General features: G+C 58.6%; 22 protein-coding genes and 1 pseudogene. 8 read left to right on the top strand and 15 right to left on the bottom strand.

Annotated features, from left to right (window positions below):
- The 3 genes from ACXIUA_RS04335 to ACXIUA_RS04345 all read left to right on the top strand — a co-directional run bounded on the left by ACXIUA_RS04335 (position 1) and on the right by ACXIUA_RS04345 (position 2,838).
- A complete protein-coding gene (locus ACXIUA_RS04335) occupies positions 1-687 on the top strand; it encodes a response regulator (RefSeq protein WP_457976218.1) in 687 nt (228 codons plus the stop codon).
- Positions 688-990: 303 nt separating this feature from the next.
- Positions 991-1,308: a hypothetical protein gene (locus ACXIUA_RS04340; protein ID WP_457976219.1), complete on the top strand. Its 318-nt coding sequence runs from the start codon at positions 991-993 to the stop codon at positions 1,306-1,308.
- Between the two features lie 1,293 nt (positions 1,309-2,601).
- Positions 2,602-2,838 carry an ATP-binding protein gene (locus ACXIUA_RS04345; RefSeq protein WP_457976220.1) on the top strand — a complete coding sequence of 79 codons (237 nt, stop codon included), beginning with the start codon at positions 2,602-2,604 and terminating at the stop codon, positions 2,836-2,838.
- A gap of 1,168 nt (positions 2,839-4,006) precedes the next feature.
- Here the strand turns inward: ACXIUA_RS04345 and ACXIUA_RS04350 are convergent.
- The 11 genes from ACXIUA_RS04350 to ACXIUA_RS04400 form a co-directional block, all read right to left on the bottom strand.
- A complete protein-coding gene (locus tag ACXIUA_RS04350; protein WP_457976221.1) occupies positions 4,007-4,354 on the bottom strand; it encodes a hypothetical protein in 348 nt (115 codons plus the stop codon).
- 89 nt (positions 4,355-4,443) lie between these two features.
- Entirely contained in the window at positions 4,444-5,949 is a 1,506-nt protein-coding gene (locus tag ACXIUA_RS04355; protein ID WP_457976222.1) for an ATP-binding cassette domain-containing protein, read from the bottom strand.
- The gene (locus tag ACXIUA_RS04360) at positions 5,950-6,720 is read right to left on the bottom strand and encodes a hypothetical protein (protein ID WP_457976224.1); all 771 of its coding nucleotides are present in this window, start codon (positions 6,718-6,720) and stop codon (positions 5,950-5,952) included.
- On the bottom strand, positions 6,717-6,914 hold the full coding sequence (locus tag ACXIUA_RS04365; protein WP_256008324.1) for a hypothetical protein: 198 nt from the start codon (positions 6,912-6,914) through the stop codon (positions 6,717-6,719). Before ACXIUA_RS04365 ends, ACXIUA_RS04360 begins: the two co-directional genes overlap by 4 nt.
- Positions 6,893-8,005, bottom strand: coding sequence for a hypothetical protein (locus tag ACXIUA_RS04370; RefSeq protein WP_457976225.1), 1,113 nt, complete (start codon positions 8,003-8,005; stop codon positions 6,893-6,895). Before ACXIUA_RS04370 ends, ACXIUA_RS04365 begins: the two co-directional genes overlap by 22 nt.
- The gene (locus tag ACXIUA_RS04375; RefSeq protein WP_457976226.1) at positions 7,998-9,224 is read right to left on the bottom strand and encodes a hypothetical protein; all 1,227 of its coding nucleotides are present in this window, start codon (positions 9,222-9,224) and stop codon (positions 7,998-8,000) included. The genes ACXIUA_RS04370 and ACXIUA_RS04375 overlap by 8 nt, the downstream gene beginning before the upstream one ends.
- Positions 9,208-10,017: a hypothetical protein gene (locus tag ACXIUA_RS04380; protein ID WP_457976227.1), complete on the bottom strand. Its 810-nt coding sequence runs from the start codon at positions 10,015-10,017 to the stop codon at positions 9,208-9,210. The genes ACXIUA_RS04375 and ACXIUA_RS04380 overlap by 17 nt, the downstream gene beginning before the upstream one ends.
- Positions 10,018-10,051: 34 nt before the next feature.
- Positions 10,052-10,714: an ABC transporter ATP-binding protein gene (locus ACXIUA_RS04385; protein ID WP_457976228.1), complete on the bottom strand. Its 663-nt coding sequence runs from the start codon at positions 10,712-10,714 to the stop codon at positions 10,052-10,054.
- 59 nt (positions 10,715-10,773) lie between these two features.
- The gene (locus tag ACXIUA_RS04390; RefSeq protein ID WP_457976229.1) at positions 10,774-10,965 is read right to left on the bottom strand and encodes a hypothetical protein; all 192 of its coding nucleotides are present in this window, start codon (positions 10,963-10,965) and stop codon (positions 10,774-10,776) included.
- Positions 10,966-11,201: 236 nt separating this feature from the next.
- Positions 11,202-11,585, bottom strand: a complete 384-nt coding sequence (locus ACXIUA_RS04395) for a hypothetical protein (protein WP_457976230.1) — start codon at positions 11,583-11,585, stop codon at positions 11,202-11,204.
- An 11-nt stretch (positions 11,586-11,596) separates the two neighbouring features.
- Positions 11,597-12,337 carry a methyltransferase domain-containing protein gene (locus tag ACXIUA_RS04400; protein ID WP_457976231.1) on the bottom strand — a complete coding sequence of 247 codons (741 nt, stop codon included), beginning with the start codon at positions 12,335-12,337 and terminating at the stop codon, positions 11,597-11,599.
- Positions 12,338-12,341: 4 nt separating this feature from the next.
- Between ACXIUA_RS04400 and ACXIUA_RS04405 the strand changes: the two genes are divergently transcribed.
- Positions 12,342-13,418: a glycosyltransferase family 4 protein gene (locus ACXIUA_RS04405; protein ID WP_457976240.1), complete on the top strand. Its 1,077-nt coding sequence runs from the start codon at positions 12,342-12,344 to the stop codon at positions 13,416-13,418.
- Here ACXIUA_RS04405 and ACXIUA_RS04410 read toward each other — a convergent pair.
- Positions 13,415-13,870, bottom strand: a complete 456-nt coding sequence (locus ACXIUA_RS04410; protein ID WP_256008333.1) for a DIP1984 family protein — start codon at positions 13,868-13,870, stop codon at positions 13,415-13,417. The genes ACXIUA_RS04405 and ACXIUA_RS04410 overlap by 4 nt on opposite strands.
- A gap of 489 nt (positions 13,871-14,359) precedes the next feature.
- Here ACXIUA_RS04410 and ACXIUA_RS04415 point away from each other — a divergent pair, with 489 nt between their 5' ends.
- Positions 14,360-14,872: a hypothetical protein gene (locus ACXIUA_RS04415; RefSeq protein ID WP_457976232.1), complete on the top strand. Its 513-nt coding sequence runs from the start codon at positions 14,360-14,362 to the stop codon at positions 14,870-14,872.
- An 892-nt stretch (positions 14,873-15,764) separates the two neighbouring features.
- Here ACXIUA_RS04415 and ACXIUA_RS04420 read toward each other — a convergent pair.
- The 3 genes from ACXIUA_RS04420 to ACXIUA_RS04430 form a co-directional block, all read right to left on the bottom strand.
- Positions 15,765-15,992 (bottom strand): three-helix bundle dimerization domain-containing protein, encoded by a 228-nt coding sequence (locus ACXIUA_RS04420; protein WP_070975621.1) that lies wholly within the window; start codon positions 15,990-15,992, stop codon positions 15,765-15,767.
- A 94-nt stretch (positions 15,993-16,086) separates the two neighbouring features.
- A complete protein-coding gene (locus tag ACXIUA_RS04425) occupies positions 16,087-17,415 on the bottom strand; it encodes a hypothetical protein (protein ID WP_457976233.1) in 1,329 nt (442 codons plus the stop codon).
- 55 nt (positions 17,416-17,470) lie between these two features.
- Positions 17,471-18,313, bottom strand: coding sequence for a porin PorA family protein (locus ACXIUA_RS04430; RefSeq protein ID WP_457976241.1), 843 nt, complete (start codon positions 18,311-18,313; stop codon positions 17,471-17,473).
- Here ACXIUA_RS04430 and ACXIUA_RS04435 point away from each other — a divergent pair.
- The 3 genes and pseudogenes from ACXIUA_RS04435 to ACXIUA_RS04445 all read left to right on the top strand — a co-directional run.
- Positions 18,245-18,664: pseudogene (locus ACXIUA_RS04435) on the top strand (acyl-CoA synthase); the annotation flags it as partial. The gene ACXIUA_RS04430 and the pseudogene ACXIUA_RS04435 overlap by 69 nt on opposite strands.
- A gap of 38 nt (positions 18,665-18,702) precedes the next feature.
- Positions 18,703-23,400, top strand: a complete 4,698-nt coding sequence (locus tag ACXIUA_RS04440) for an alpha/beta fold hydrolase (protein WP_457976234.1) — start codon at positions 18,703-18,705, stop codon at positions 23,398-23,400.
- Positions 23,390-24,934, top strand: a complete 1,545-nt coding sequence (locus ACXIUA_RS04445; protein WP_457976235.1) for an acyl-CoA carboxylase subunit beta — start codon at positions 23,390-23,392, stop codon at positions 24,932-24,934. Before ACXIUA_RS04440 ends, ACXIUA_RS04445 begins: the two co-directional genes overlap by 11 nt.
- The last annotated feature ends 122 nt before the right edge of the window (positions 24,935-25,056 follow it).

Below are 25,056 nucleotides of genomic sequence, written 5' to 3' on the forward strand. Positions count from 1 at the left end.
ATGAGCGAACATACTGCGCAAATGAAGGTTCTTCTCGTTGATGATGACCCGCGGGTCTTATCCTCATTCCGACAGTATTTCGCCACTACTAAAGACATCCGCGTTGTGGCAGAAGCGCACAATGGAGTCGAGGCTCTCACCGTGCTCGACAACGTCCCTCTCGATATCATTCTGGCCGATATTCACATGCCGGAGATGGACGGGGTGACGTTGTTGAGCGAGGTTCAACGACGAACGGACCCGCCTCCATTCGTGGCGATCACTGCACTTGACAGTGACGAGACAATGCTCAGAGTGCTGGCCGGTGGTGGTGCCGGTTATGTTCTTAAGAGTTCACGACCACAGGCAATTATTTCCGCAGTTCGAGACGCAACCACTGGCGGAATCACGGTATCTCCACAGGCCCTGAGCAGACTCGTTGATTACATCCCTGACAAAGTTCCCACACCCCCAGCAGCCCACCGAGTGGACTTCTTTTCAGCCTATGAGGACCTAACTAAGGTAGAGGCGCGCATTCTACATTGCATATGCCAGGGGCTATCTAATGCTGAAATAGCTTCCGCAATGAAGTATTCCGAAGCGACGGTAAAAAAGCATGTCTCTCACCTCATCGCGCGCTTCGGCGCGACCTCAAGACTCAGTTTGGCAATCACAGTGATCCAATCAAAATTGGGCAAGTCGTGGTAGAAATTTTTCTGATCGGCCGACTACTCTGCTCGTTTCTTCCGCACAGACACCCTCGCCAACCAGCTGATGGTGCTACGCATTGATGACACCGCACGCATGGAGCTTCTTCGAAACAGTCCGCTATGACGTTACCGTTCGGTGAAGACGCTGCTAATAAAGAAGCGTTCTTCTTGTTAGGACCACGGATTTAGTAACACCGTGGTGAGTATCCAGTAACGCCCGGGTGAGTATCGAGTAAACCAAGCGCTGCGAAGCCTTGGCCTGACCACTGCCGAGCAGGTCGCGGCGTTGACGAATGACGAGTTGAACGAGATATTCGTTGACAGGCGCAGCAGCGGGCAAGGCGAGTTCGTCCCGATTGACTTTGGCGCGATCGTCAAAGCACGCACAGGGCGTACGAAGCAAACACTGCAGGTGTTGTGGGCTCGTTACACCACCGGCCCCGGCCAGGCGGGTCAGCGTCATTACAGCTACGACCGGTTCCGCCAGCTGGTCGCCTCCCATGTTAGTGCGACCGGGCTTACCGCCCGGATCACCTATGTGCCAGGGCATACGATGCAGGTGGATTGGGCAGGTACCAAGATGCGCCTGTACGACCCTGCGGGCACACCGGGTGCGTAAGTCAGCATTTTCGTCGCTTCGCTACCGTATTTGTCGCTGGCGCAGAACGTAGGATTCTGAGATGTTCCTCGAGGCACACGCTGGCGATCCCCGATTTGTCTTTCTGCCACATACCCAATCGAAGTTTGGGCATACTTGTGCCATGACTTCCTCAGTAAAAGAAATTCTTAGCTACACCCTCCGGCGAGAGGGTGAAGATGATATCTATTTTGAATACTCCACCGAATCCCATTTCGGAGAACATCAAATATCCGCTTGCACTGAGCCGCGGATAGGAAAAATCCTTAAGTGGGCTTATATCGCCTGGGCGAAAAAGGAGATGAGCACGGCCCGGGCCCTACACTCTCTATAAACGTCAAAGACGAAACTGGAGACGATAGCCGTATTCAAAGAAGAGGACTAGGAACCGCACTATACGTTTTGGCATGCATAAAAGCCGGTAAACGACTAAAAAGCCACCCCGACCAGCCACGAGAAACTGACGGTGAGAAACTAGCAAAAGCGATGGAACAGATTGACATTGAAGGAATCCTTCGCGGAGATATCTCCCCCGGGATTGTTGGCCTGCATGCCGATTAATTCCTTCCGACATGGTTACGCTACAGAAAAGGCCCCTAGTCCCAAGGTTATTCTGAAGTACGTATCTCTTTCGCAATTGCGAGAACCGAGTCGACGGCAAGAACGGCTTTTACACGGTGAACTGGTGTATCAGCCTGGGCCAGCTCCTCGCGGGCATTGGCAAGTCGGCGATACATATCTTCAATGACACCAACCCGACTTGCGATTCGCGTGCCGATGCCCTTGGTGTATTTCAGCTTATCCCAGGCGATTAGTTCCTCAGAAATATCAAACGACGAGGCATCATTGCTAAGCTGCTGAATCTAACGCGAAACCGCTCGAAGCGTGTTATCTCCACACTCGGAGGAACGGAGGATAAGGAATACTCCAACTGCGATCGACCCTAGGGTTACTAGGGAAGCTAAAATGATAAGCGCTATGCCATAATAAATGAATGCCAAGCCGCAAACCACAAATCCGTGTTAGCATTAAAAGGCTTGACGTTCCGAAAAGGATCCGTCATTGGTTTCGGAAGAGTTGCTCTTCACTAACGCACCTCCAAATGATCGATGAAATCTGGCCACAGCAGGTAGGCAGCATGTCGCAACGACTACTCCGCACGGTTCTACCGCACCGGCATGCTCGCCTCCGAACTGGCAGTGAAGCGTCCTGCAACCCGCAGATCCCTCACGACTGAAGTTCATCCAGCACCTCCACGACGTTGACGTCCTCGTCTTGGATGACGTCCTGACCACCCCTGTTGATGCCGCGACCGCGCACCAACTTCTCAATATCCTCGCCGGGCGGGAAGGTAAAGTCTCAACGATTGTGACCTCACAATTCACCCCGCTGGAGTGGTACAAGTCCATCCCCGACGCCGTGATTTCCGAATCAATCCTCAACCGACTCGTCTCCGGCGCCGAGATCATCACACTCGAAGGACCAAACATGCGCCTGACCACCAACGCATAACCACCAACAACGCCTGAGTGAGACACCGCTACCGGATACTCACTCAGGCGCTACCAGATACTCACCACTCCGCTACTATTTCAGTCTTCTGAAAAGGGTACCGTTACATATATGCGACGAAGAAAAGCTTCGTGTATGCCGGGTTTGTCATTGCTTTTTACTCTCGACGGATCGTTGGATGTGAAGTGCCAGTTATGCCTCCAGGAAAACTTCAAATACAGGGGTGTAATACTCCAGTACGGTAGCGTTGGAACATGCATAATTTCCGTTCACTTCAACCCATTCGGTCCACTCTGATCTGTTCTGATCAGGATAGTTTCGACGCGCTATAACAATTCGACACTCTATATTCTGCTCAGCAAATTTCGCAATAACATATTGAGCTAACTTTTCGTCGAAATGGCTCCCCTCGATTTCCGTGAGTAGGCGCCAAGTGAAACGATTCTGCTTCTTACTTAGAGGCGATGGATACTTGTACGAGTAAGGAATAACGCACAGCTCTTCTTTCACTGCTTCTCTCTTTCTGCTATCCATTTCATTACGTGGTCATAAACACCATCTGCCGATAAGCATTCGTACCCGTGGTACAACCCACCCACTTGTATTAGAGTTACATCTTCCTGCTCAGACGCTGTTCGCAAGAAAAAACCCCACGCGTCTAAGAACGGGGTAGAAGGATTCAAGTCCTGCGTTCCGTGGCAAACAAGCAAGTGGTGGCGGTTATCAACTTGGGCTCTTCTCCAATCGAACCACGGAGGGGTGGGCCTCAGTGGAGTTTCTGAACTTATGGGAGTGCTGATAGAAAACGGTCCGCCAAATGGGGTTCGAGCACGGTCGAAGCAAGCTGATACTAGAACCGCGTTAATTGGAACATTTATCGTACTGTTTAATATAAACCTAATCACACCGCAGCTTTCGCTAACGCCCACGATATTAATAGGCACCGGGTCCCCCGCAAGATTAACGCCCTGCATCTCAATAAGCTTTTTCACGATAAGGTTAGCGCATCTTATGGCCGTAGATGCTGAGGTGAGGGAGCTCACCGGGAGGCTAATGGCGCACGTTCTGACCCTGGATCCATCCTTACAATCATTCACTGTCTTAATAAGTTCGATAGTGGGGATGTCGGTGTGGGAAAAACCAGAGAATGAGATGCTAAATATTTCGATCATCGTTTTTCCAGCAGACGTTTGACCATATCGTTCGTCGTGACGACTTCAATGTCGCGGCCTCTGGTCGCGTCCGCCACGCAACAACCTTCCAGGAGCGGTCTTCTGGTTTCATTGTCGACGATATCCACAAGTATGCTGTGGGACATTTGAAATAATGCCTTATTTATTGATGATTTTTTAGTTCCTATTTCTATAAAACCGGGCATAACGGCTTGACTGCTTTGTTGTAGGGAAACGCTCTTTCCATTCCATCTCCATGGACCATGCGGGTTTAGAAAGTGGGAGCTAGTACACAATAGCGCAGAGACGGGCAGATATTTTCCATTATCGAGGGCAGAAGCCACCTCCATGAACTCATTGATGAACCTATCGCTTACCCAGCTTCTTGTTTCTACAAAAAAGGAGTACGATAAAATTCTGAAAAATGGTAACATTAAATTTCTCCAACTTCTATAGTTTGTGCGGGCAGGTCGATTACGTTGCCTTGGTGGCTGACCTCAATGAAGGGATATTTGACCGCCAGGTCAGACAGCAGTGCTCGAGCGCGATTCGCGTTATCGTTGTCAAGTCCACTTAATGGCTCATCTAGCGCTATGACCAAGGGGGTTCCAATGATCGCTCTGGCTAGGGATATTCTGCGGCCCTGACCCCCGGATATGTCCGTACCGCTTCCGTCAATGTGTGTTTGCGAACCGCCTCGAGCTTGAAGCTCAGAAGTGATGCCAAGCGCGTCTAAAACCTTGTCGATTTCTTTGGCAGGGATATTCCGGCCCATTGCAACGTTTTCTGCGACTGTGCCATCCAAGAAGACATTGGTCTGGGGACAGTAGCCGATTTGGCCAGAAATCTTTCTATCTGGGTCAAGGATCGTGGATTTTAGGTAAGTACTCTTTCCGCTACCAGATGGCCCTGTTACCCTGACTAGACCATTCGGTGGGTTAAGGACTTCCTGGGAACCGCGCACTAGGTGGAAATCTCGTCTGTGGAACAGTGAGCCGAGCGTCTCTCGTGCTAGGGAGCCTCTCTTCACTATTTCGAAACAATCTCCCAGGCTAGATAGTGGACGAGCGACTAACGTAGCGAAAGTCATTACAGCGACTGTCGATGCAATATCGTTCTGCTGGGCGAAGTAAAGGTACCAGAGTAAGATAAACGCAGGGGAAAGATGATTGATCAGAGACGGTACGAATGTTGTGATACTGGAATAGCAGGATTGACGGGCTGAGGTCCGAAAATAACTGTTAGCGCTGGTTTGTGTCCGCTGATTCGCCCACTGCTCAGCAGCGGCTGCCTCTACGACATCTGCAAAATCAGGAACAAATCGTTGCCGCATTGTTTTTGAAAAACTGGCAAGGCAATCCATGTTATCTTTCCAGGCTAGAGAGGATTTGTTAGCCAGCCATTTGGAGCTGAGGATTGCGCATAATGATGTCGTTCCGATGATGATCATAGCGTCGACCGTCATATCGTCAAGGACGACAAATGCGCTCGAGAATGCCGCAATCGACGAGAAAACCGTGTTTGGCAAGCTTCGCCACGTGTCGACAAGGGCGCCACCATCGTTCATTAGTCGGGATTGAAGTCTATCTGGGTCAGGTCGTGCGGCTCCCCGCGAGGAGAGCTCCTCTACAGCAGTGGAGAATAGGGAGCTTAAATGAACTATGTTCGCTTTTAGAGTGACGAGCTGGCTAATGAACAGCGAGGCTGGCCCAGCGACTGTGAATGCGATGAATAAGATGACGTCTTCGGTGTCTATGTTTCCTTGGGCGTACCCAGCTAAAGCCAGCTCTAAGCCCTTGGCCGGAAGTACCATTAAAAAACCTTGAAGGAAAGAAACTCCCCAGCTAAATATCACCCAGATTAGTGTTGGCTTGGCCAGTCCGAAAGCCCAAGAAACGGGTTGGCCGAAAAGCTGCTTTTCCTTTTGCTCCTGATTCATCTACGCGCGGCTCCTTGCGAGAAATCCGATGATTTCAGTAATCCCATTCAGCTGGCGAGTCTTAGGGCATTCAGGACCATCGGAGAAATGAACAAGAGCAGTGGGAAAACTACTAATCCGGTGAGCACGGACCAAACTGCTATGCTTCTCGTCCTCGAAGATAAGAGGTATAAAGAAGTCTCGATCTTTGAGAACACTTTTTAAGACGCGGCAAGAATTACATCCCTGCTGGGTGAAAACGGTGATTCCGGATATATTCTCGAAGCCCACTTCCTGCACAGGGGGTAAAGCACTCTCGGCCTTGGTCTGACTAGACGGTCGCTTGTTTTGCCAAATGATTAGAATGGCCCCACCCGCCAGCAGGCCTAGTAACACCGAGCGGGTTGAATGCGCAGGATTCTCTATGAAGATCGACCCCATGTTTGCTATCGAAATGATAGCTAGAAGCGATATGTGTACTGTGTCAATAATATTTTCGGATATTCCGAAACAATTGCATTGTGTTCCTCGGAGAAGGAAAGCAACCACTAGCAAAGCTAGGAAATATAGCGCTATCACCAGGCTTGAGTAAGGGAGGGGGGCCCACGCCCCAATCCCTATGACAATGATCTCTGATGAAATTGCTAACCAGTCGGAAACTTCTACCCCGACTAACTTGGTTTTTCCCGTCCGGATTACCAGATTTGCCCAGAGTTTCTTTACTGCAGAGAAGGAAAGTACTACTAGGCCTGCTGTCAGCACAAGGGAAGGGAGACCAGTTAGGGTCGTCATTGTATCCAACGCTCAATCTCTTTTCTTACTTCAGCCGAAACCCACTGACTAGCATTTTGTTCGCTTGTAAGGGGGGCTTCCATTGCTTTTACCTCTAAATAAACTTCATGGGGAATTTCGTAAATTTCCCACTGTGAGAGGCTGAATAGAAAATAGCTTTCCCCGTTTTTCGCTACACTCGCCTTTTTAGCCATAACTCCAACTCCAGACTCCGAAAGATAAAAAAGCTCTCCTGGGACAGATTTCGGGGGGATTTAAAAGTTTCCCTCAGCAGCCCTTCATCGATAACGCCTTTGGACATGAGGCATCCGTTGTGCAGTTCAGAGAAGATGCGCGGAGAGTTAGCCATGACGAAGTGGTGCTCTTGCCGCCCTCGCGTCGCAGAACCAGTTGCACCATTAAGCGTGTGGCCCCAAAAACCGACCGGGACCCTAGTTACAGTGTTTCTAAGGCTGTCATACCCCATCCGGGAATAATCCGGAGTACCAATGACGTGTCGTAGGAATTCGTTATCGGTAACTGCGAATTCGAGGGCATACCCCATCTCTCGCGCCACTCCCTGGAGGATGGTCAGGCGGGGATTCATTTTTTCCCACACGACGGCGCTCGCCATTTCGGGAAGCTCTTTGAGGGCACTGGTCCAAATAGCGGTGGAGCGCAATGCTTCTTCTTGGCATAGTTTTAGGGCCCAGTCAGTCCAAAAAGTAGGCATCTGGAATGATGTGCGTCCGCCAAGGGGGATATCGTCACTAGAACTATCAACTACTTTCGTCCGTCCCGATGCTCTTTTTGCTCCAGTCATCCCTCTTTGAAGTCGTTCTATTATCGATGGCTTGTAACGATCCTGTGTGCTGATGGACAAAAGCCCCCGAACTCCAAGAAATGACATAAGACGATTAGTATCTTCCCTGTCCAGACGGTTGATAGCGAGAATGGAGCCGTCTTCTCGATAATTCATGGGAAACTCCGCGAGAGAAAAAGCTGTCGAGTTAAGCCAATCCTCTATCGTGATTCCCGGATGGTTCACAGACCTGCCAGAAAGACTGAAACCAGTCGAGACACCACCTGGGTTGGAGGATGTTAGAAACAGAGTTCCTCTTTCCTCTGCCCAAGCATTAATGGAGCGCTTGCTGATCATCCGCTGATGCGGGATTGAGGCTTCAATGTGAGAGATCCCTTCTTCCGCCAGTGCCGAAATTACTTCAAGATCACTCCGCTTGGGATCAGCTACCTTGTCAACAATCCGAAGTCCCACTAACTGGACCAACCATGCAGGATTAATCATCTTGACCGTCCGTTCTGTGAAGCTGGATTTCAGTAATGATAGGTACTGCAACGACGTAAGCCGCCAGTATCCCCAGTGCATGAGGAGTGAAAGCATCCCGAGGATTTAGACTCGATACTTGAGCGACTGCAGCAGCTAGAAGAGTGCCACTGATACATCCAAACAGCGCGAAGGGGAGAGTAAGGCTGATCGTTTCGATGCGGACAAGATTCTTAGCGACCGTATTTTGTACTCCCCGTAAGGTGAGAACCTTGACTAACCTAGTGCGGTCTCTGATTGCTGCAATAGTGATTCCACTTACTGCTGCTAAACCGAACAGCATAATACTGAGCGTCAACGCAGATGCCGCTTCACCGTACCCGGATGACATGGCAGAGTTGACATTGTCGATTCTTTCCTGCGATGTCAATCCGGACTTGGTTTGCATGGTTGCAGACAAAACAACATTAGATGGGAGCTGATCCAAATCTGCGTATAGATATCTGCCCACGTTGTTGATTTCTTCACTGGAGGTCGAAATGAGAATTTCCGTTAGTCCGGGAACTTCTTGGATCCGTAGTGGCGGTAGGTCTAGTTCAGTGTCTGTGGTTGGGATGACAAACTGAGAAGATAGAGCTGCTGCGTCCATTCCCACCGGGGTCAGCAGTGATTCGGCGTCATCCGCTGGACATTCGGGGTCGTCAGTGGCTAGCTCTGCATATTCATGACAGGACATAACGAACGCGTTTATTGAACGTTGGTTGTCCCGCAATAGTCGCCCTTGGCCAAATGTTCCCATTACCCCCGGAGATGTGAATTCTTCGTAGGTGGCCTCAACCTCAGCATCATCGCGAAGAGCTCCCCAGTGAATCCCTGGCTTCCAGTAACTCAGTCCCGAGCTCACCTGTCCAAGTCCGGCATTCGCTAAACCAACTGTCACAGTCGATACTGCGCAGATGCAGAATAAGAGCACTACGCTCGAACCAATGGAGGTTGCACGGTAGCGAAGGGAAGCTGATATTAGAGTCCCTTGGATCCCTCCGCCGAAGACCTTTTCATAACACCAGCCGGCGCCGAGGGCTAGAAATGGCGCAAGATACACCAGCCCAGCAATGATAGGGAGGAAGGCTAAAGGAACCAAGATTGGGAGGGAAAATATCTCGGATGCGATGGCCATCAGGGCCGCTGCTACTATGCCAACTGGAAAGGCAGCTAATTGCCATTTATGCAGTCGTTGCAAAGAGTTTCATCCTCCTCAGATACGTCGCGACACCCATCATGATGGTGATAAGAATCCCACAGCCAAATGCTCCTATTAGGCCAGCGAAAGCATCCGCAGGGAGGAACCCACGGCCTTCCCAAACCACCTTTTCGAGAATGCGAGATACGAGATATAAGGGGGCTACTGAAAGTACAACGCTCACGAGAAGACCGGCCAACGGTGCAGCCGACAGCAACGCAGCCGCGACCCACTTCCCGGCGCCTCGTAGCGCAAGAACCCGAGCAGTTTCCTCCCATGCAGGGTCGAAGATCTTGGACACATTCCAAAAACACACCAGGCAAGGAAGCACGACAACAATAAAATAGACCAAAACTATATACATGATGGTCTGATCAATTACAGATGCTGAATCTTTGGTTGCAGTGACGGAGCTGTCCACTGCCTTATCTGTTGGCATAACAATGTTCACCATCCGGGAGTCTGCGACCGCCGTCTTTTTAATTGTGGAAGTGCATTCCAAATCCTCCATGTATCGAACGAACCTGTCCGGAGCGTTATCACCTGCCCCTGTGGCACAGTCGAACGATCGAGCTTGCCCCTGAAGAGGAATTTTGCTGAGGTAGGCAGGCGTAGCGGATGTCAGTTCCAAAACTCCGTCGCCGGAAGCGATCCGCCATGTTGCGGAGCTCTGCTGTCCCGCGATAATCTCCGGAGACTGCCAGTTGGTGCGTTCATCCGCATTTACGAGCATCATTATTCCCATGAGCGGAAGAAGCAGAATCACCAGCAGCGCCAGGTTAAAAAAGCCCACAACGAATACTTCGCTTCTATTCCGCTTCGCTAGGTCACCGAGATACACACGAACCACCGATCTCGTAGACAGCGGATACATGCTTAGTTACTCGGGCATCGTGAGTAACCACCACCACCGGAACTTCGAATTGCTGGGCAAACTCTAGGAACAGATCGATCACAACCCCGGCAGCTTCATCGTCGAGACTAGAGGTTGGTTCATCTGCAGCAATTAGTGAGGGGCGGTTAGCTAGCGCGCATCCAACGCTAATGCGCTGACGTTCGCCCCCTGAGAGAGAACTTGGATAACGATTTTCATACGACTCCATATTTAATTGCCTGAGAATTTCCCTCGCCGTAGTGAGACTCGTCTTTCTTCCACCTTGGGACATCTCAGCAATCAGCCGGATGTTATCGCGGCATGTCAGATCCTCAATGAGGCGGTTTCCTTGATCTACTACACCGATATTCTTGAGCCGAAAGTCACGGCGCTCTTTTTCGGGGAAACTTGAGTAGGTCTTGCCAGAGAGCGAAATCGTACCAGAGTCTGGTTGCTCGATTCCGATGATGCATCTAAGTAAGGTGGTCTTGCCACTCCCGGAGGGTCCGGTGATAGCAGTTAATTCGCCCTGCTTTACGGAAAGGCTAACACTATCGAAAATACGTTTTCCCGAGAGGGTTTTGCTGATATCGCTAACTTCAAGCATATGTTCCATGCTCCTAGAAAAATAGATTGTGTGCCGCCGATATCGGCGGCACACAATCCTGTTCTCTTTTACACGCAGACGCAGCGCAGGTCGAGGAAGCCCTCACAGTAGCCACCGGTGGTTTTGTAGTTGTCTCGGCAGTAAGCCGCACAGCGGCTTTCCGACGGGCAGCCACAGCATTCCGCTGGAGCGGTGGTTGCGTGCAGATTCAGGTTTCGGGCGGATTCAGTGGAATCGGTGCGAAGAGCGAATGTAGGCATTATTTCTCCTTACTCTCTGGAGCACAGCGGATTTGCTATGCACTTTAGAAGATAGAGCAACCCACTTACTTGGCAAGCACAAACAGGGAAACAGTATACAAAAGTGACCACCCCGTCGAGGGGCGGGAGAAAACCAAATAAAAGGCATCAGTGAGGTGATCGCAGATCACGCTAAAGCGGAAGAGAGGCGGGACTGCCGTTTCAAGATGCTCCTTGTGAGCCTTTACCGCTCGACGCTATTGAACAGTGATTGTGACAACCTGTGGCTTCTCAAAGTTACTGACCTGCGCGTGGCCTTCCAGCCGTGTCTTTCCGGAGGACAGGGCCCCAACGCTCGGGCAGGATGCGTCGATACGTTCTTCCCCCGGCTCGAGCTTCCAGTAGTAGACGGAGTTCTTGTCGGTGTAGTGCACCTTTTCCTGGCGCAGACCACCGAGTGAGCATACGCCCGCTGACTTGCCATCTTCGGTGACTACCTGGATGACTGACTGCTCGCCACGAGGCTGCACGACGGGCGCTTTCGAACTGGTTTCGCCCATCACGACGGCCACCACGATGGAGACCACCGCCAACACGGCTGCGAAAATGGACGGGGCTTGGAATTGGATCGGGAATTTCATAGTTGCCGATCCTACCCGCGCAGCACGACCACCAGGTTGGAAACCGCAAACTCGCGAAGCAGGGGCACTCGCGTGAGCCGCCAGGCCCAGCGTGGGTGGTAGCGCGGGAACGCAGCGAGGAGCCTGCCGGTCGATTCCGCCCACGCCAAGCCCTCCTTTGCAGAGACTGCGAAAAGAGACTCGCCCCACTTGTTCTTCGGCTCGTGCCCGTGTGCCGCCACGTAACGACGCCTAGCGAACTCGCCGCCCACGTAGTGCTGCCACAGGCCGGTCTCGTGCCCGCCGAACGGGCCCAGCCACACTGTATAACTCAGCACCACCAAGCCGCCGGGCTTGGCGACACGCAACATCTCCTCGGCCATCTTCTGCCAATCCGGGATGTGCTCGGCAACGTTGGAGGAGTACACCACGTCGAAGGAGTCCGTGGCGAAGGGGAGGGCGGTGCCGTCGCCGCGGACGGAGCCGTAGCCGGAAATGCCGGCGGCGGACAGCTCGGAGACGCTCGGCTCCACGCCCACGTAGAACGTGTCCGCGAAGGCCTTGGCGAAATAGCCGGGCCCACCACCCACGTCTAACACCGACTTGCCCCGCAGGGGGGTGGAGGTGAGGTCGGCGGAGAGGGCGTCGAGAAGCTGGTAGGTGTCGCGGGCCAACCCCTCGTAAAAGATGCGGGGGCGGAACTGCTCATAGCGAAACGAGCGCAACAAGCGCAACGAACGTGCCAACGTGGCCAGGCGGCGGGTACGGTACATGACAATGAAGATACTGCTGATGTGTTGGCGCGACTCCACCCACCCACAAGGTGGCGGCTCCGAGGCGTACCTGGAACGCGTCGGCGAAGCGCTCGCGGCCGCCGGCCACCAGGTGATCTACCGCACCGCGAAACACACCGACGCCCCGCGCGTTACCCGACGAAACGGCATCCGCTTCGAGCGCGCCGGCGGCAAATACAGCGTCTACTTGCTCGCGCCGTTCGCCGCGTGGCGGCATCGGCCCGACGTCATCGTGGACACCCAAAACGGCATCCCCTTCTTCGCACGCCTCTACTCGCGGGCCACGACCGTGCTGCTCACCCACCACTGCCACAAGGAACAGTGGCCGGTGGCTGGGCCGATCATCGGGCGGTTCGGGTGGTGGCTGGAATCCAAGGTGGCGCCGCGGGTGTATCGCGGGGCGCCGTATGTGACGGTCTCGCAGGCCTCAAAACGTGATTTGGAGGCGCTCGGGGTGGACCCGGCCGCGATCCGCATCATCGAAAACGGGGTAGACCCAGTGCCCGCCGAACTGCCCACACTCGTCGACGACGGCCGCACCCACGTGGTCACCCTCTCCCGTCTCGTGCCGCACAAGCAGATCGAGCACGCCATCGACGCCGTCGCCGCCCTCGACAACGTGGTGCTCGACGTGATCGGCTCCGGCTGGTGGGAAGACCAACTCCGCGAATACGCCGGCGATCTTGCAGGCGAGCGCGTCATCTTCCACGGCCACGTCGCCGACGACCACAAACACGCCCTGCTCGCCCGCGCGCAACTCCACCTCATGCCCAGCGCCAAAGAAGGCTGGGGCATCGCCGTCATTGAAGCCGCCCAACACGCCGTGCCCACCATCGGCTACGTGGGCGCAGGCGGCCTCGCCGACTCAGTGCAGCACGGGGAAACAGGCATGCTCGTGGAAACGCACGCCGAGTTCGTCACCGAAGTCGCCCACCTTCTTGACGACGCCCCCCTCCGCCACACCCTCGGCACCCAGGCGCAACAGCGCGCCGGGACCTACTCGTGGGCGGAAACTGGGCGCAAGTTCACCCAGTTCATCGACTCTCTCGCGCGCCCTTAGAGCAGTTCCGTCGACCAGTTCAGCTGCTGAATCTTCGTATCCAGCTCCCGGTACTCCTTCGCCGCCTTATCCGCCATTGCGTGCAACTGGCCCACATCCACCGTGGACACATACCGCACCTCGGAGGCCGAATACCGATCCGCGCGTGCCGACGCCGCATCCGCCACCGCGCTATAAAACCTCCGGGCGCGCAAAAACGCATCTCGACGCGCAATCGCATCCGTCAACGTCGCATCCCCCTCAAACGGCGTCGACGCATTCGTGTGGTTAATCCGGCGGACCAGCGTCTCAATGCTCTGCAGCACCGACGCCGACTCCTGCAGCAACGCCTCCGAATCCTCCACCGGGGTATCTCCCTCCTGGATCCGCGCATTCTGCGTCAAACGACGCTCCAACTCATTCAGCCGATCCTGTGCCTGCGCCCGCTTCGCCAGCGCCTCTGCCAACAACATCGCATCCTCCTTCAAAAAAATAGGCGGCCACCCCCAGCACCGTGGTAGTTCCCAATTCTCATGTGCACTGTACCCGTGTACCTTGTGCAGGCTTAGGGATCAATCACAGGGACCCGGAAAGCCACCGGGTTACAGGTTTGGGTGGTTTCCAATTGCGCCCGAGGAAACCGGTCGGGCTGGTGCTCGCTGAGTGGCCCGCGCACCACGATAGCAGGTTGGTGGGTGTTGGGGTTGGTGGCGGTTTCGGGTCTGGTTTCGTGGCTGGTTTCGGGGCAGGTTTCGGTCCGGTTTTGCTCCGGTTTCGTTCCGGTCGAGGTGTTTAAGGAGTGCGATGCTGGTCGCCGAAAATCGACCCGGTGGGGTGAGAAAGCGCGACCTGCATCGCACTCCTTGAATCCCACGCTTTGAGTGGTTTTGAGGGTGAGGAGCATGTTTCGCGTTCGCGTATATAGCGACCTCAGGCGCGTCGTGGAGAGTAAAATCCCGAGCATGGCTAACAGTGGTTCCCGGGTGACTCCTTCGCCGCGTATCTACCTGGCGTATGTGAAACGTTTATTTCTAGACGACCCTCGCAAGTCTTTACAGGTTTTGGCGGGAGCTAGTTTTGAGGAAAATACGATCCTCGGCTGGATCGAAGAAGGGAAACTTGTAAACCATGAAATATGGTACGAGGACATTCCTATCGACAACCTCTCTCACTCTGGAGCTGTGCCAAGTGAAATCCTCGTCCATTTTACCGGATCTTTTATGGACGAAGACTACTGGAATCACGGCATTCAATGGTGGGATCCTGTAGGGCGTAAAGCTTTCGTCCCTGAGAGTTTACTCGGAATCGAGCGTCCTCGGCCGGAGCGTGAACAAGCATTAGACGAAGACGGTTATTTGGGTGATGACACGTACCTGTGGAGGGTCCCATGCCCGTGGGAGAGTGACTTCTTACTGTCGCCCTTCACAGAACGAAGTAACGTGAACATCAATTACGGCCGTCCTTATTCAGTCTGAGTTTCATTCTGAAAGCTCGTCGGGTGGGGACGACACTGATCAGTGGAACAGCTCACGGCGCTCGGGCCCACCACGCGCCGTGGAAAGATATCAAGGTGGATTGAAAATAACGTCAGCAGTAGTGTGGTTTGCTGAAGAGGTATTGCGAAAGTGGTGAGCACTCGTTAGCCTGAAAAGTGACAGCATGGTTCGTTGCCGGACCGTCGCCGCTCTATAAAAAGAGCCCCAACCAGTTGCAGCTAGTTGAGGCTCTCGGGCCTAATGACCCATGTGAAGTATCACCGCAATGAACTTCACGATAGCGGTCACAAGATTAACGACTCCGCTCACCAGGTTGAGAATTGCCGTTCTCTTGGTGGCGGGGTCTTTTCCTTTGTGACCGGGCGTATCCAATGAGTGCTTACCCATCTTCTACCTCCCAAACGTCGTAGGGTTGTCCCTCGCCAAACAAGGCACACGGGGCAGCCCACGTCACGCACGGGCCTACCGCGCACCGACAGAGGGAGTCACGCTCGCATCACTGTGTAGGGACATCAGCGTGAGCCAGAATTAACGGTAGCGGTAATGGGTGGGCGGGCGGAGGACTCTGAAATCATTCCCACGATCACGCGGATCCTGGGAACTTTCTTCGTGGACAGGCGTCGCGACCTGGGGAAACGCTGCGTCGGTCGACCGGAACCGGCCTCAACCGCAAAATGGTTCCCGAGCTTGGGAACTATTTCAGCGAGCATGAGTGGGTGAACGAGCTGGCCTGGGGGAAACGCGTCCGGAGGGCCGCCGGGGCCCCGAAAACGTGAAAAGTTCCCGGACGCAGCGCGTGGGAACTTTCTCACAGATAGGAGGGAAGGGGATGGGGTGGGACAGAGCGCGTTGAGTATCAGTGAGCCGGAGTTTAGGCGGCCGCGAGGAGGCTGTCTGTGCGCAGGCGGTTGAGCATCTCGGCTTCGACGAGGACGGGGATGAAGTCTTCGACGGTTGCGGTGCTGCAGTGCTCGGCGAGGACGGTGTCGAAAGTGTTGTTGATTTCGGCTTCGCTGAATTGTGGGGTCCAGGTCTCGAGGAGGTCGTGGCGGATGTTGCGAAGTACGCGCTTCTGGATGGTGTTGAACTGAATCTGCATGGTTACGCTCCTTGTTAAACTCTTGTTTACCTGGAGTTCACTTTAACCTACGCGCAAGAATACTGCAAATGCTTCAATAATGGGCGCGCCCCAACTATCTAATACGCCTGTTCAAAACCGCAATCAGGGGCGATACGCACCACAAACCGAACAGTCCAAGGCCAAGCGGCGGCAGACCGACGGGCGCGGCCCCCGTGTTTACCGAGTGGCCATCCGGGTACACCACCACGCCGACGCCCATCGAGGCGGCAAGCTCCACATCCGCGTTGAGGGCGGACCAGCGCGGGGACGGCGGGTCGACCTCCACGTTGCCAACGCGAAGCGCGCCGGACTCGACGACGTTCATGATCTTGGGGGCGGGGTCGACGATGACGGTGCCGTCGGTACGCAGGGCGAGGGTGGGGCGGTCAACGAAGAAGACGTCGCGGCCCTGGTCGCCGACGTGCGGGATCGGGAGGGAGGACGCCGGGACTGGGGTGAGGGCGGAGAGGGCGAAGGGGGCGTCGAGAAGCTGGAGGAGGGCGAAACTGCCCGCGAGCTGGGCGCGAAGCCCCGGCAGGTTGCCGGCGGCGGTGACGTAGGCGGGGATGGCGAGGATGAGGAGTTTGTGGGCGTCGCGAAGGAGGCCGCCGCCGGGAACGTGCTGGATGATGGGGGTGAGCCAGCCTGCCCACGACGCGAGCGCCAGTGCAAACCCGAGGCCCGCCAGCACGAGGAGGCGGCGCGGGACGTGGCGCCACGCCAGGCACAGTACGGCAAAAAGCAATACGCCGAAGATGGCGAAGCCGGAGGCGCGGGAGGCGGGTACGGCGTGGGCGTTCCAGATCCCGCCCAGGCCGAGCAGTGCGCCGAGGGTGCCGACGCCCTCCTCCGCACGCGGGGTGAACATGGCCGCGGCCTGCGCCGAGGACGTGCCCTGGCCGCCGCCAAAAGCGGCAATTGCACCGGCAATCACCCAGGGCGCGCAGGTCAGAGCGCTGAATAGCCAGTGCCGCGAGTGGAGGGCGGCCGCGATGGCGCCGGTTGGGGTGAGCGACGCTACCCACTGGGCGGCGATGCTGCCGCGCGCGCCAAGCGCCACGAGCGGCAGCAGCCAGGCGGCCACCGCCATCGACCACTGCCCCTGTAGCAGACGCTCGACGACGAACGGGTTCCACACCGCGACCGTGATCGCCGCGAACTGGCCCCAGCCGGTACGCCCGATCCGCCAGCCCGCCCAAGCGGCAGCGGAGGCGGCGCAGACCACGAGCGCGCGCACCGCCAGGACCGGGAAGGGGAGGACGGCGAGCAGCGCGTCCTGGGGGACGTTGCGGGCCGGCAGGTCCCCGAAGCCGAGGGCTGCGCGGGTCAGCGCCATGTCCGGCAGGACGAGCATGTCCCGGTACGCGAGTGCTTCGCCCGGCGCGAGGAACGGCCAGGTCACGCCCAGGACCAGGGCCGCGGCATAGGCGAACAGCAGCCAGGAGAGCAGACGCCCCTTAGCCACGGCGGCGTCGCACCAACAGGACGAAGGCGTAGAAGAGCGCGAGCGCGCTGACCAGGCGGGTTACGAACGCCATGACCTGGAGGGATTTGAGGATGTGGACGTCGTGAAGTGCGGCGGAAGCCGCGGCGGCCTTGGATTCGTCGCTGAGCGTGTAGAGGCCCTCCAGCGGGCCGCGAGTGATGGTCCACGATTCGTCGAGGAGGCGGCCGGTGCGGCGCTCGACGTCGATGGTGCGCTCGGCGTGGTACTCGGGCACGTCGATGGTGGCGGTGTACTTGTAAGTTTCCAGGTCGGCGACCCAGCCGGCGCCGAGGTAGTCCAGGGGGACGACGAGGTCCGCAAGCGGGTCGTAGAACGGGTAGGAGCGGCGCTCCGGGTTGTACGGCAGGACGTAGCCTAAGCCCTGGCGTCCGCTGGTGGGATAGGCGGAGGCCGGGTTGACCTCAAAGGAGTCCTCGGAGATGACGCTGCCGTCGTTGCGGACGGTGGCGGATATGGTCAGCGCTTTCTTGTCCGGGTTCGCTTCCGAGGGGCCCTCCGTGATGAGGAGGGTGCGGGTGAGGGCGGAGGGGCCGTCGAAAAGGAGGGTGCTTTCCGTGGGGGCGAGCACGCGCTGGTGGTTAATGATGAGCGGGGACAGCAAGTTTAGCGCCACGCACACCGCGATGATGGCGGCGCAGATGCCCAGGCGCCGTTTGCTTACAATGTCCACATCAGAAACATTAACGTACTCCCGGAACTGGCGGGCCTGCGCGGTATCGCGGCGCTCCAGGAAGGCCTGCCGAAGGACGGCTGGCTGACAACAGGGGACCTCGGCACGCTTCTCGACGGCCACCTCTACATCACCGGCCGCGTCAAGGACCTCATCGTCGTCGCAGGACGTAACCACTACCCGCAGGACATCGAGGCCACCGTCATGGAGGCCAGCGAACATGTGCGCAAGGATTCGGTGGCGGCGTTTGCGGTGCCGGGGGAGGACGTCGAAAAGCTGGTGCTGCTGGTAGAGCGCGCGGACACCGCCACCCCGGACGGCGACGCCGACGCCATCGCCGCGATCCGCTCCGCCGTGACCGCGAAGCACGGCCTGGCGCCGACGGACATCCGTTTCTACGCGCCGGGCGAGATCGCGCGTTCCTCCTCGGGCAAGATTGCGCGCCAGGTCAACGCGAAGAACTACCAAGGCTGATAACGAAAAGAAAGGCACGACCGATAGGGTTGGATGCTATGAGTGAGAATGCATTGATCCAGTGGCTGCAACAGTGGGTTGCGGAGACGACCGGTGTGGAAAGCGTTGACGCGACCACCCCGTTTGAGTCCTACGGGCTCTCGTCCCGCGACGCAGTGGTTCTCTCCGGGGAACTGGAGAAGCTACTGGGCCGACGCATTGACCCCACCGTGGCCTACCAGTACCCGACGATCGCTGCCTTGGCCCACGCGCTGACCGCTGACGCCCCGGCGGCGTCGAACGTCGTCGCCACCGGCCGCGACGTGGAGGCGAAGGGTCACGACATCGCCATCGTCGGCACGGCCGGGCGGTTCCCGGGCGCGAATAACGTGGACGAGTACTGGGAGCTGCTCGCCGCAGGCGAGGTCACGACCGGCCCGCTGCCGGAGGGCCGCTGGTCCGAGTACAACTCGGATCCGTTCCTGCGCACCAAGATGCGCGAGGAAGCCACCGACGGCGGTTACCTCGACGACATCGCCGCCTTCGACAACGAGTTCTTTGGCCTGTCCCCGCTGGAGGCGAAGAATATCGATCCGCAGCAGCGCATCATGCTGGAGGTCGCCTGGGAGGCGCTTGAGGACGCCCACATCCCCGCCGACTCGCTGCGTGGGCAGCGCGTGGGCGTGTTCGTCGGTTCCTCGAATAACGACTACGGCATGCTCATGGGCGCTGACCCGGCGCAGGCGCACCCGTACGCGCTGACCGGCGCGTCCAGCGCGGTGATCCCGAACCGGATCTCCTACGCTTTCGACTTCCGTGGGCCGTCCATGAACGTGGATACGGCCTGCTCCTCCTCGCTGGTGTCGGTGCACCACGCGGTGCGCGCGCTCCGCGAGGGCGAAGCCGACGTCGCCCTCGCCGGCGGCGTGAACATCCTGGCCAACCCGTTCGCTTCCCTGATGTTCTCGGAGCTGGGCGTGATTTCGCCCTCAGGGAAGATCCACGCATTCTCTGATGACGCGGACGGCATTGTCCGCTCGGAAGCAGCCGGGTTCATCGTGCTCAAGCGCGTCGAGGACGCCATCGCCGACGGCGACGACATCCTCGCCGTGATTAAGGGCAGCGCCACCAACTCGGACGGCCACTCCAACGGTCTGACCGCCCCGAACCCGGAGGCCCAGGTAGATGTGTTGCAGCAGGCGTACGCCGACGCGGGCGTGGACCCGTGCACCGTCGACCTCGTGGAGGCCCACGGCACCGGCACTATCCTCGGCGACCCGATCGAGGCCACCGCGCTGGGGCAGGTCTGCGGCGCCGGACGCGAGGCTGGCCAGCCGCTGCTGCTCGGCTCCGCGAAATCGAATATCGGCCACTCGGAGTCCGCCGCGGGCGTGGCCGCGCTGATCAAGGTCGTCCAGGCCCTGCAGCACGACACGATCCCGGCCATGGCGAACTTCGCCGGCCCGAACCGCTACGTCGACTTCGACGCCAACAACCTTGAGGTCGTCGAGGACCCGCGCGAGTGGCCTCAGTACTCCGGCCAGCGTGTGGCGGGTGTCTCCGGCTTCGGCTTCGGCGGCACGAACGCGCACGTCGTGGTCAAGGAGTTCGACCCCGCTGACTACGAGGCAGCACCGCAGCGCACCGAGGCGCTCACCGGCGTATCGACGGCCGCCCTGCCCGTCAGCGGCCTGTTGACCTCGCGGCGCAAGTCCGCGGCAGCCGAGCTGGCCGACGCCCTGGAAGGACGCCCGGACGCCGACCTTATTCCTATTGCGCGTTCGTTGGCGCTGCGTAACCACGGCCGTTCCGCCGCGGTGGTTACCGCCGCAACGACCGAGGAGGCCGTCAAACGGCTGCGCCAGGTCGCCGAGGGCAAGGTCGGCCCCGGTATCGCCGTGGCGGATTCGCCGAACGCGCTCGGCCCGGTGTTTGTGTACTCCGGCTTCGGCTCCCAGCACCGCAAGATGGCGAAGCAGCTCATGGCATCTTCGCCGCTGTTTGCGCAGCGGATGCGTGAGCTGGACTCCATCGTCCAGTTCGAGGCCGGCTGGTCCATCATCGAAATCATCGAGGACGACGGCCTGACCTACGACACCGAAACCGGCCAGGTCGCGGTGACCGCGTACCAGATCGCGCTGACCGACATGCTGGACGCCGCCGGTATCCGCCCGGCAGCCGTGATGGGCATGTCCATGGGCGAGATCGCCGCGGGCTACGCCTCCGGCGGCATCAGCGCGAAGGACGCGATGGTGATCGCGTGCCACCGCGCCCGCCTGATGGGCGAGGGCGAAGCGCTCACCGCCGACACCGACGCCGAGGGCGCCATGGCCGTCGTCGAATTGAGCGCCGATCAATTGGAGAGCACGGGCGTTGAAGCGGCCGTGTTCGCCGGGCCGGGCATGCTCACCGTGGGCGGTCCCGTTGGTGCGGTGAAGGGGCTCGTCGAGAAGCTGGAAGGCGAAGGCAAGTTCGCACGACTGATGCGCGTGCGCGGCGCCGGGCACACGAGTGCGCTCGACCCGATCCTGGGTGACTTGGCCGCGCAGATCGCCGGCATTGAGGCCCACCCGCTGCGGATCCCGCTGCTGAGCAGCGTCGACGAGCGTGTGGTGTACCAGCCGGGCCAGGTTGTGCACACCGACGAATACTTCCTGCGCATGACGCGTCAGCCGGTCTACATCCAGCAGGCCACCGAGACCGCGTTCGCCGAGGGCTACACCACGCTCGTGGAGGTCGCACCGAACCCGGTGGCGATCATGGGCCTGATGAACACCGCGTTCGCCTCGGGCAAGCCGGACGCGCAGCTGCTGTTCACTTGCAAGCGCAAGGTCGACGAGGTGGAGTCCATTTTGGACCTCGCCGCGAAGCTCTACGTCACCGGCACCGCCGTCGATTTCACCGCGTTCTACGGCCGCGGCCCGCGTATCGACGCCCCACTAACCCAGTTCAAGCGCTCCGAGTTCTGGACCGACGCGCGCCCCGCCTCCGCGCACACCTCGCTGCTCGGCGCGAAGGTGCGCCTGCCGGAGGGTCAGTTCGCGTACTCGACGGCCGCGGACACGCTGTTTAGCCCGCACCAGATTATCGACGCCGTCGCCGCCGAAGTCCTGCCCGGCTCCCGGGTGGTGGCCTACGAGGACCACGACGTACTGCCTGCAGAGGGCGACGTAACCACCATCGCGGCGACCTCGCTCGGCGGGGTGAGCGTGAAGGTGTTCCACGAGGACACGCTGCTTGCGGAGGGCTTCGCTACCGCGCTCGACCTTGGCGGTGCTGTTGAAGAGGACTCAATAGCTGAGGCTACTGGTGACGCCGCGCCGGCCGTGGAGGAGCTCGCCGACGTCGACGCCATCCGTTGGGACCCGAACTCCGGCGAGTCCGTCGCGCAGCGCCTGCGCTCCATCGTGTCCGAGTCCATGGGCTACGACGCCGAGGACCTCCCCGACGAGCTACCGCTCATCGACCTCGGCCTCGACTCCCTGATGGGCATGCGCATCAAGAACCGCGTGGAGAACGACTTCCAGATCCCGCCACTGCCAGTACAAACGCTTCGCGACGCCTCCGTCGCCGACGTCATCCGCATCGTCGAGGACGCGGTCGCCGGGGTGCAGTCTGAGACCGCTGATGCTGCCGCTGAGCCAGCCGAAGCCGCTGCCGAACCCACCGAGAAGTCGGAGGGCGCCCAGGGCGTCGGCGTCGCACCCCGCGACGCCTCCGAGCGCATGGTCTTCGGCGCGTGGGCCAAGTTCACCGGCACCGCCGCCGCGGGCGTGACCTCCGAGCTGCCCGCCATCGACGACGCGCAGGCCGAAGCCATCGCCAACCACCTGAGCGAGCGTTCCGGCATCACCGTGACCGCCGAGCAAGTCAAGGACGCCGAGACGCTCGAGCCGCTCGCCGACATCGTGCGCGAGGGCCTCGAAACCGAGGTCGAGGGCAACATCCGCGTGCTGCAGCAACCAGAGCACACCACCAAGCCGCCCGTGTTCGTGTTCCACCCGGCCGGTGGGTCCAGTGCGGTGTACCAGCCGTTGGCTCGTCGATTAGAAGATGACGTCGCGGTGTACGGCGTCGAGCGACTCGAGGGCACCCTCGAAGAGCGTGCCGCGGCCTACGTTGAAGACATCAACCGCATCGCGCCCGAGGGCAAGGTCGTGCTCGCGGGCTGGTCCTTCGGTGGCGCACTCGCCTACGAAGTGGCGCACCAGCTGGGCAACGACCGCATCGCGTACATCGCGCTGCTGGACACCACCCAGCCGTCCGAGCCAGCCCCCGACACCCCGGAGGAGACCAAGGCACGCTGGGAGCGCTACGCCAAGTTTGCCAAGGACACCTACGGGCTGGATTTCCCGGTGCCCTTCGACCTGCTGGAGACAGCAGGGGAGGACGCGGTGCTCAACATGCTGGCGGAATTCCTCGCCACCACCGATGCATCCGAGCACGGGCTCGCCGCCGGTGTGCTGGAACACCAGCGCGCGTCCTTCGTCGATAATCAGATCCTCAACCGCCTCGACTTCGCCCGCTGGGCAGACGTGCAGGTGCCGGTGCTGCTGTTCCGCGCCGAGCGCATGCACGACGGCGCGATCACCCTCGAGCCGGCCTACGCCCACATTGACGAGGACGGCGGCTGGGGCGCTATCGTGAAGGATTTGACGATCGTCCACCTGCCGGGCGACCATTTGGCAGTAGTCGACGAGCCCGCGGTTGGCATCGTGGGCAAGTACATGAACGAATGGATTGATAATGGCAACTAGCGCAGAAAAGCTCGCTGACCTGCGTGCACGTCTAGAAAAAGCGCAGGACCCCGGTTCTGAGCGCTCGCGGAAGCGCCGCGACGACGCCGGGAACACCACCCCGCGCCAGCGCATCGCCGCGCTTCTCGACGAAGGCTCCTTCGTCGAAATCGGCGCCCTGGCCCGCACCCCCGGCGACGAGAAAGCCGTCTACTCCGACGGCGTCGTCACTGGCTACGGGCGTATCGACGGCCGCCCCGTCGCCGTCTACGCCCACGACAAAACCGTCTACGGCGGTTCCGTCGGCGTGACCTTCGGCCGCAAAGTTGTCGAAGTGATGGAGTTCGCGATCAAGATTGGCTGCCCCGTCATCGGCATCCAAGACTCCGGTGGTGCCCGCATTCAGGACGCCGTGACCTCTTTGGCCATGTACTCCGAGATCGCACGCCGCCAGCTCCCGCTGTCGGGCCGCAGCCCGCAGATCTCTATCATGCTGGGCAAATCCGCCGGCGGCGCCGTCTACGCGCCCGTGACCACCGACTTCGTCGTCGCCGTCGACGGCCAATCTGAAATGTACGTCACCGGACCCAACGTCATCCGCGAAGTCACCGGCGAGGACATCACCTCCGCCGAACTCGGCGGCGCCCGCGTCCAGGAACAGTCCGGTAACATCCAGGCCGTCGTCGGCTCCGAAGAAGAAGCCTTCGACTACGTCCGCGACCTCCTCGCCCACCTGCCGACGTCCACCTTCGACCCAGCCCCCGTCGAATGGGCCCCCGAGGACGACGACCTCGACGACTCCGCCCTCGACACCTTCATGCCCGACGACACCAACGCCGGCTACGACATGATGGACCTTCTCGTGCAACTCGGTGACGACGAGGACCTCGTCGAAATCCAAGCCGGCTACGCCGAGAACCTCATCTGCGCCTTCGGCCGTATCGACGGCCGCACCGTCGGCTTCGTCGCCAACAACCCCATGTACCAGGCCGGATGCATTGACGCCGACGCCGCAGACAAAGGCGCACGCTTCATCCGCACCTGCGACGCATACAACATCCCCCTCGTCTTCGTCGTGGACACGCCGGGCTACCTGCCCGGCGTCGACCAGGAGCGCGAAGGCCTCATCCACCGCGGCGCCAAACTAGCATTCGCCGTCGTGGAGGCCACCGTACCGAAGGTCACCCTCATCGTCCGCAAGGCATACGGCGGCGCCTACGCCGTCATGGGGTCCAAGAACCTCACCGGCGACATCAACCTCGCCTGGCCGACCGCGCAAATCGCCGTCATGGGCTCCTCCGCAGCCGTCGTCATGATCCAAGGCAAGCAGCTCGCCGCCATCGAGGACCCAGTCCAGCGCGAAGCGATGAAGAAAATGTTCATGGACTTCTACGACGAAACCATGACCTCCCCATACGTCGCAGCCGAACGCGGGTTCATCGACTCAATGATCGAGCCGTCCCAAACCCGCCTCTCTTTACGACGCGCCCTTCGCCAACTTGCCACCAAACAAGAGCAGGACCTGCCGAAGAAGCACACCATCAGTCCCCTCTAAAACACATAAGGAGAAGAATTTCATGCTTTCCTCAGCACTCGACATCGCCGGAGACATCATCAACCACCTCGTGTGGATGATCTACGCCCTCCAAGGCGGCGACTTCTTGGCCAACATGGGTT

This window comes from Corynebacterium sp. UMB8791 (genome assembly GCF_054166365.1).

Coding starts and splice junctions, on each gene's coding strand:
- ACXIUA_RS04335 (WP_457976218.1), top strand. CDS start 1: ATGAGCGAACATACTGCGCAAATGAAGGTTCTTCTCGTTGATGATGAC.
- ACXIUA_RS04355 (WP_457976222.1), bottom strand. CDS start 5,949: ATGAATCAGGAGCAAAAGGAAAAGCAGCTTTTCGGCCAACCCGTTTCT.
- ACXIUA_RS04360 (WP_457976224.1), bottom strand. CDS start 6,720: ATGACGACCCTAACTGGTCTCCCTTCCCTTGTGCTGACAGCAGGCCTA.
- ACXIUA_RS04365 (WP_256008324.1), bottom strand. CDS start 6,914: ATGGCTAAAAAGGCGAGTGTAGCGAAAAACGGGGAAAGCTATTTTCTA.
- ACXIUA_RS04370 (WP_457976225.1), bottom strand. CDS start 8,005: ATGATTAATCCTGCATGGTTGGTCCAGTTAGTGGGACTTCGGATTGTT.
- ACXIUA_RS04385 (WP_457976228.1), bottom strand. CDS start 10,714: ATGGAACATATGCTTGAAGTTAGCGATATCAGCAAAACCCTCTCGGGA.
- ACXIUA_RS04390 (WP_457976229.1), bottom strand. CDS start 10,965: ATGCCTACATTCGCTCTTCGCACCGATTCCACTGAATCCGCCCGAAAC.
- ACXIUA_RS04395 (WP_457976230.1), bottom strand. CDS start 11,585: ATGAAATTCCCGATCCAATTCCAAGCCCCGTCCATTTTCGCAGCCGTG.
- ACXIUA_RS04400 (WP_457976231.1), bottom strand. CDS start 12,337: ATGTACCGTACCCGCCGCCTGGCCACGTTGGCACGTTCGTTGCGCTTG.
- ACXIUA_RS04405 (WP_457976240.1), top strand. CDS start 12,342: ATGAAGATACTGCTGATGTGTTGGCGCGACTCCACCCACCCACAAGGT.
- ACXIUA_RS04410 (WP_256008333.1), bottom strand. CDS start 13,870: ATGTTGTTGGCAGAGGCGCTGGCGAAGCGGGCGCAGGCACAGGATCGG.
- ACXIUA_RS04415 (WP_457976232.1), top strand. CDS start 14,360: ATGGCTAACAGTGGTTCCCGGGTGACTCCTTCGCCGCGTATCTACCTG.
- ACXIUA_RS04420 (WP_070975621.1), bottom strand. CDS start 15,992: ATGCAGATTCAGTTCAACACCATCCAGAAGCGCGTACTTCGCAACATC.
- ACXIUA_RS04440 (WP_457976234.1), top strand. CDS start 18,703: ATGAGTGAGAATGCATTGATCCAGTGGCTGCAACAGTGGGTTGCGGAG.
- ACXIUA_RS04445 (WP_457976235.1), top strand. CDS start 23,390: ATGGCAACTAGCGCAGAAAAGCTCGCTGACCTGCGTGCACGTCTAGAA.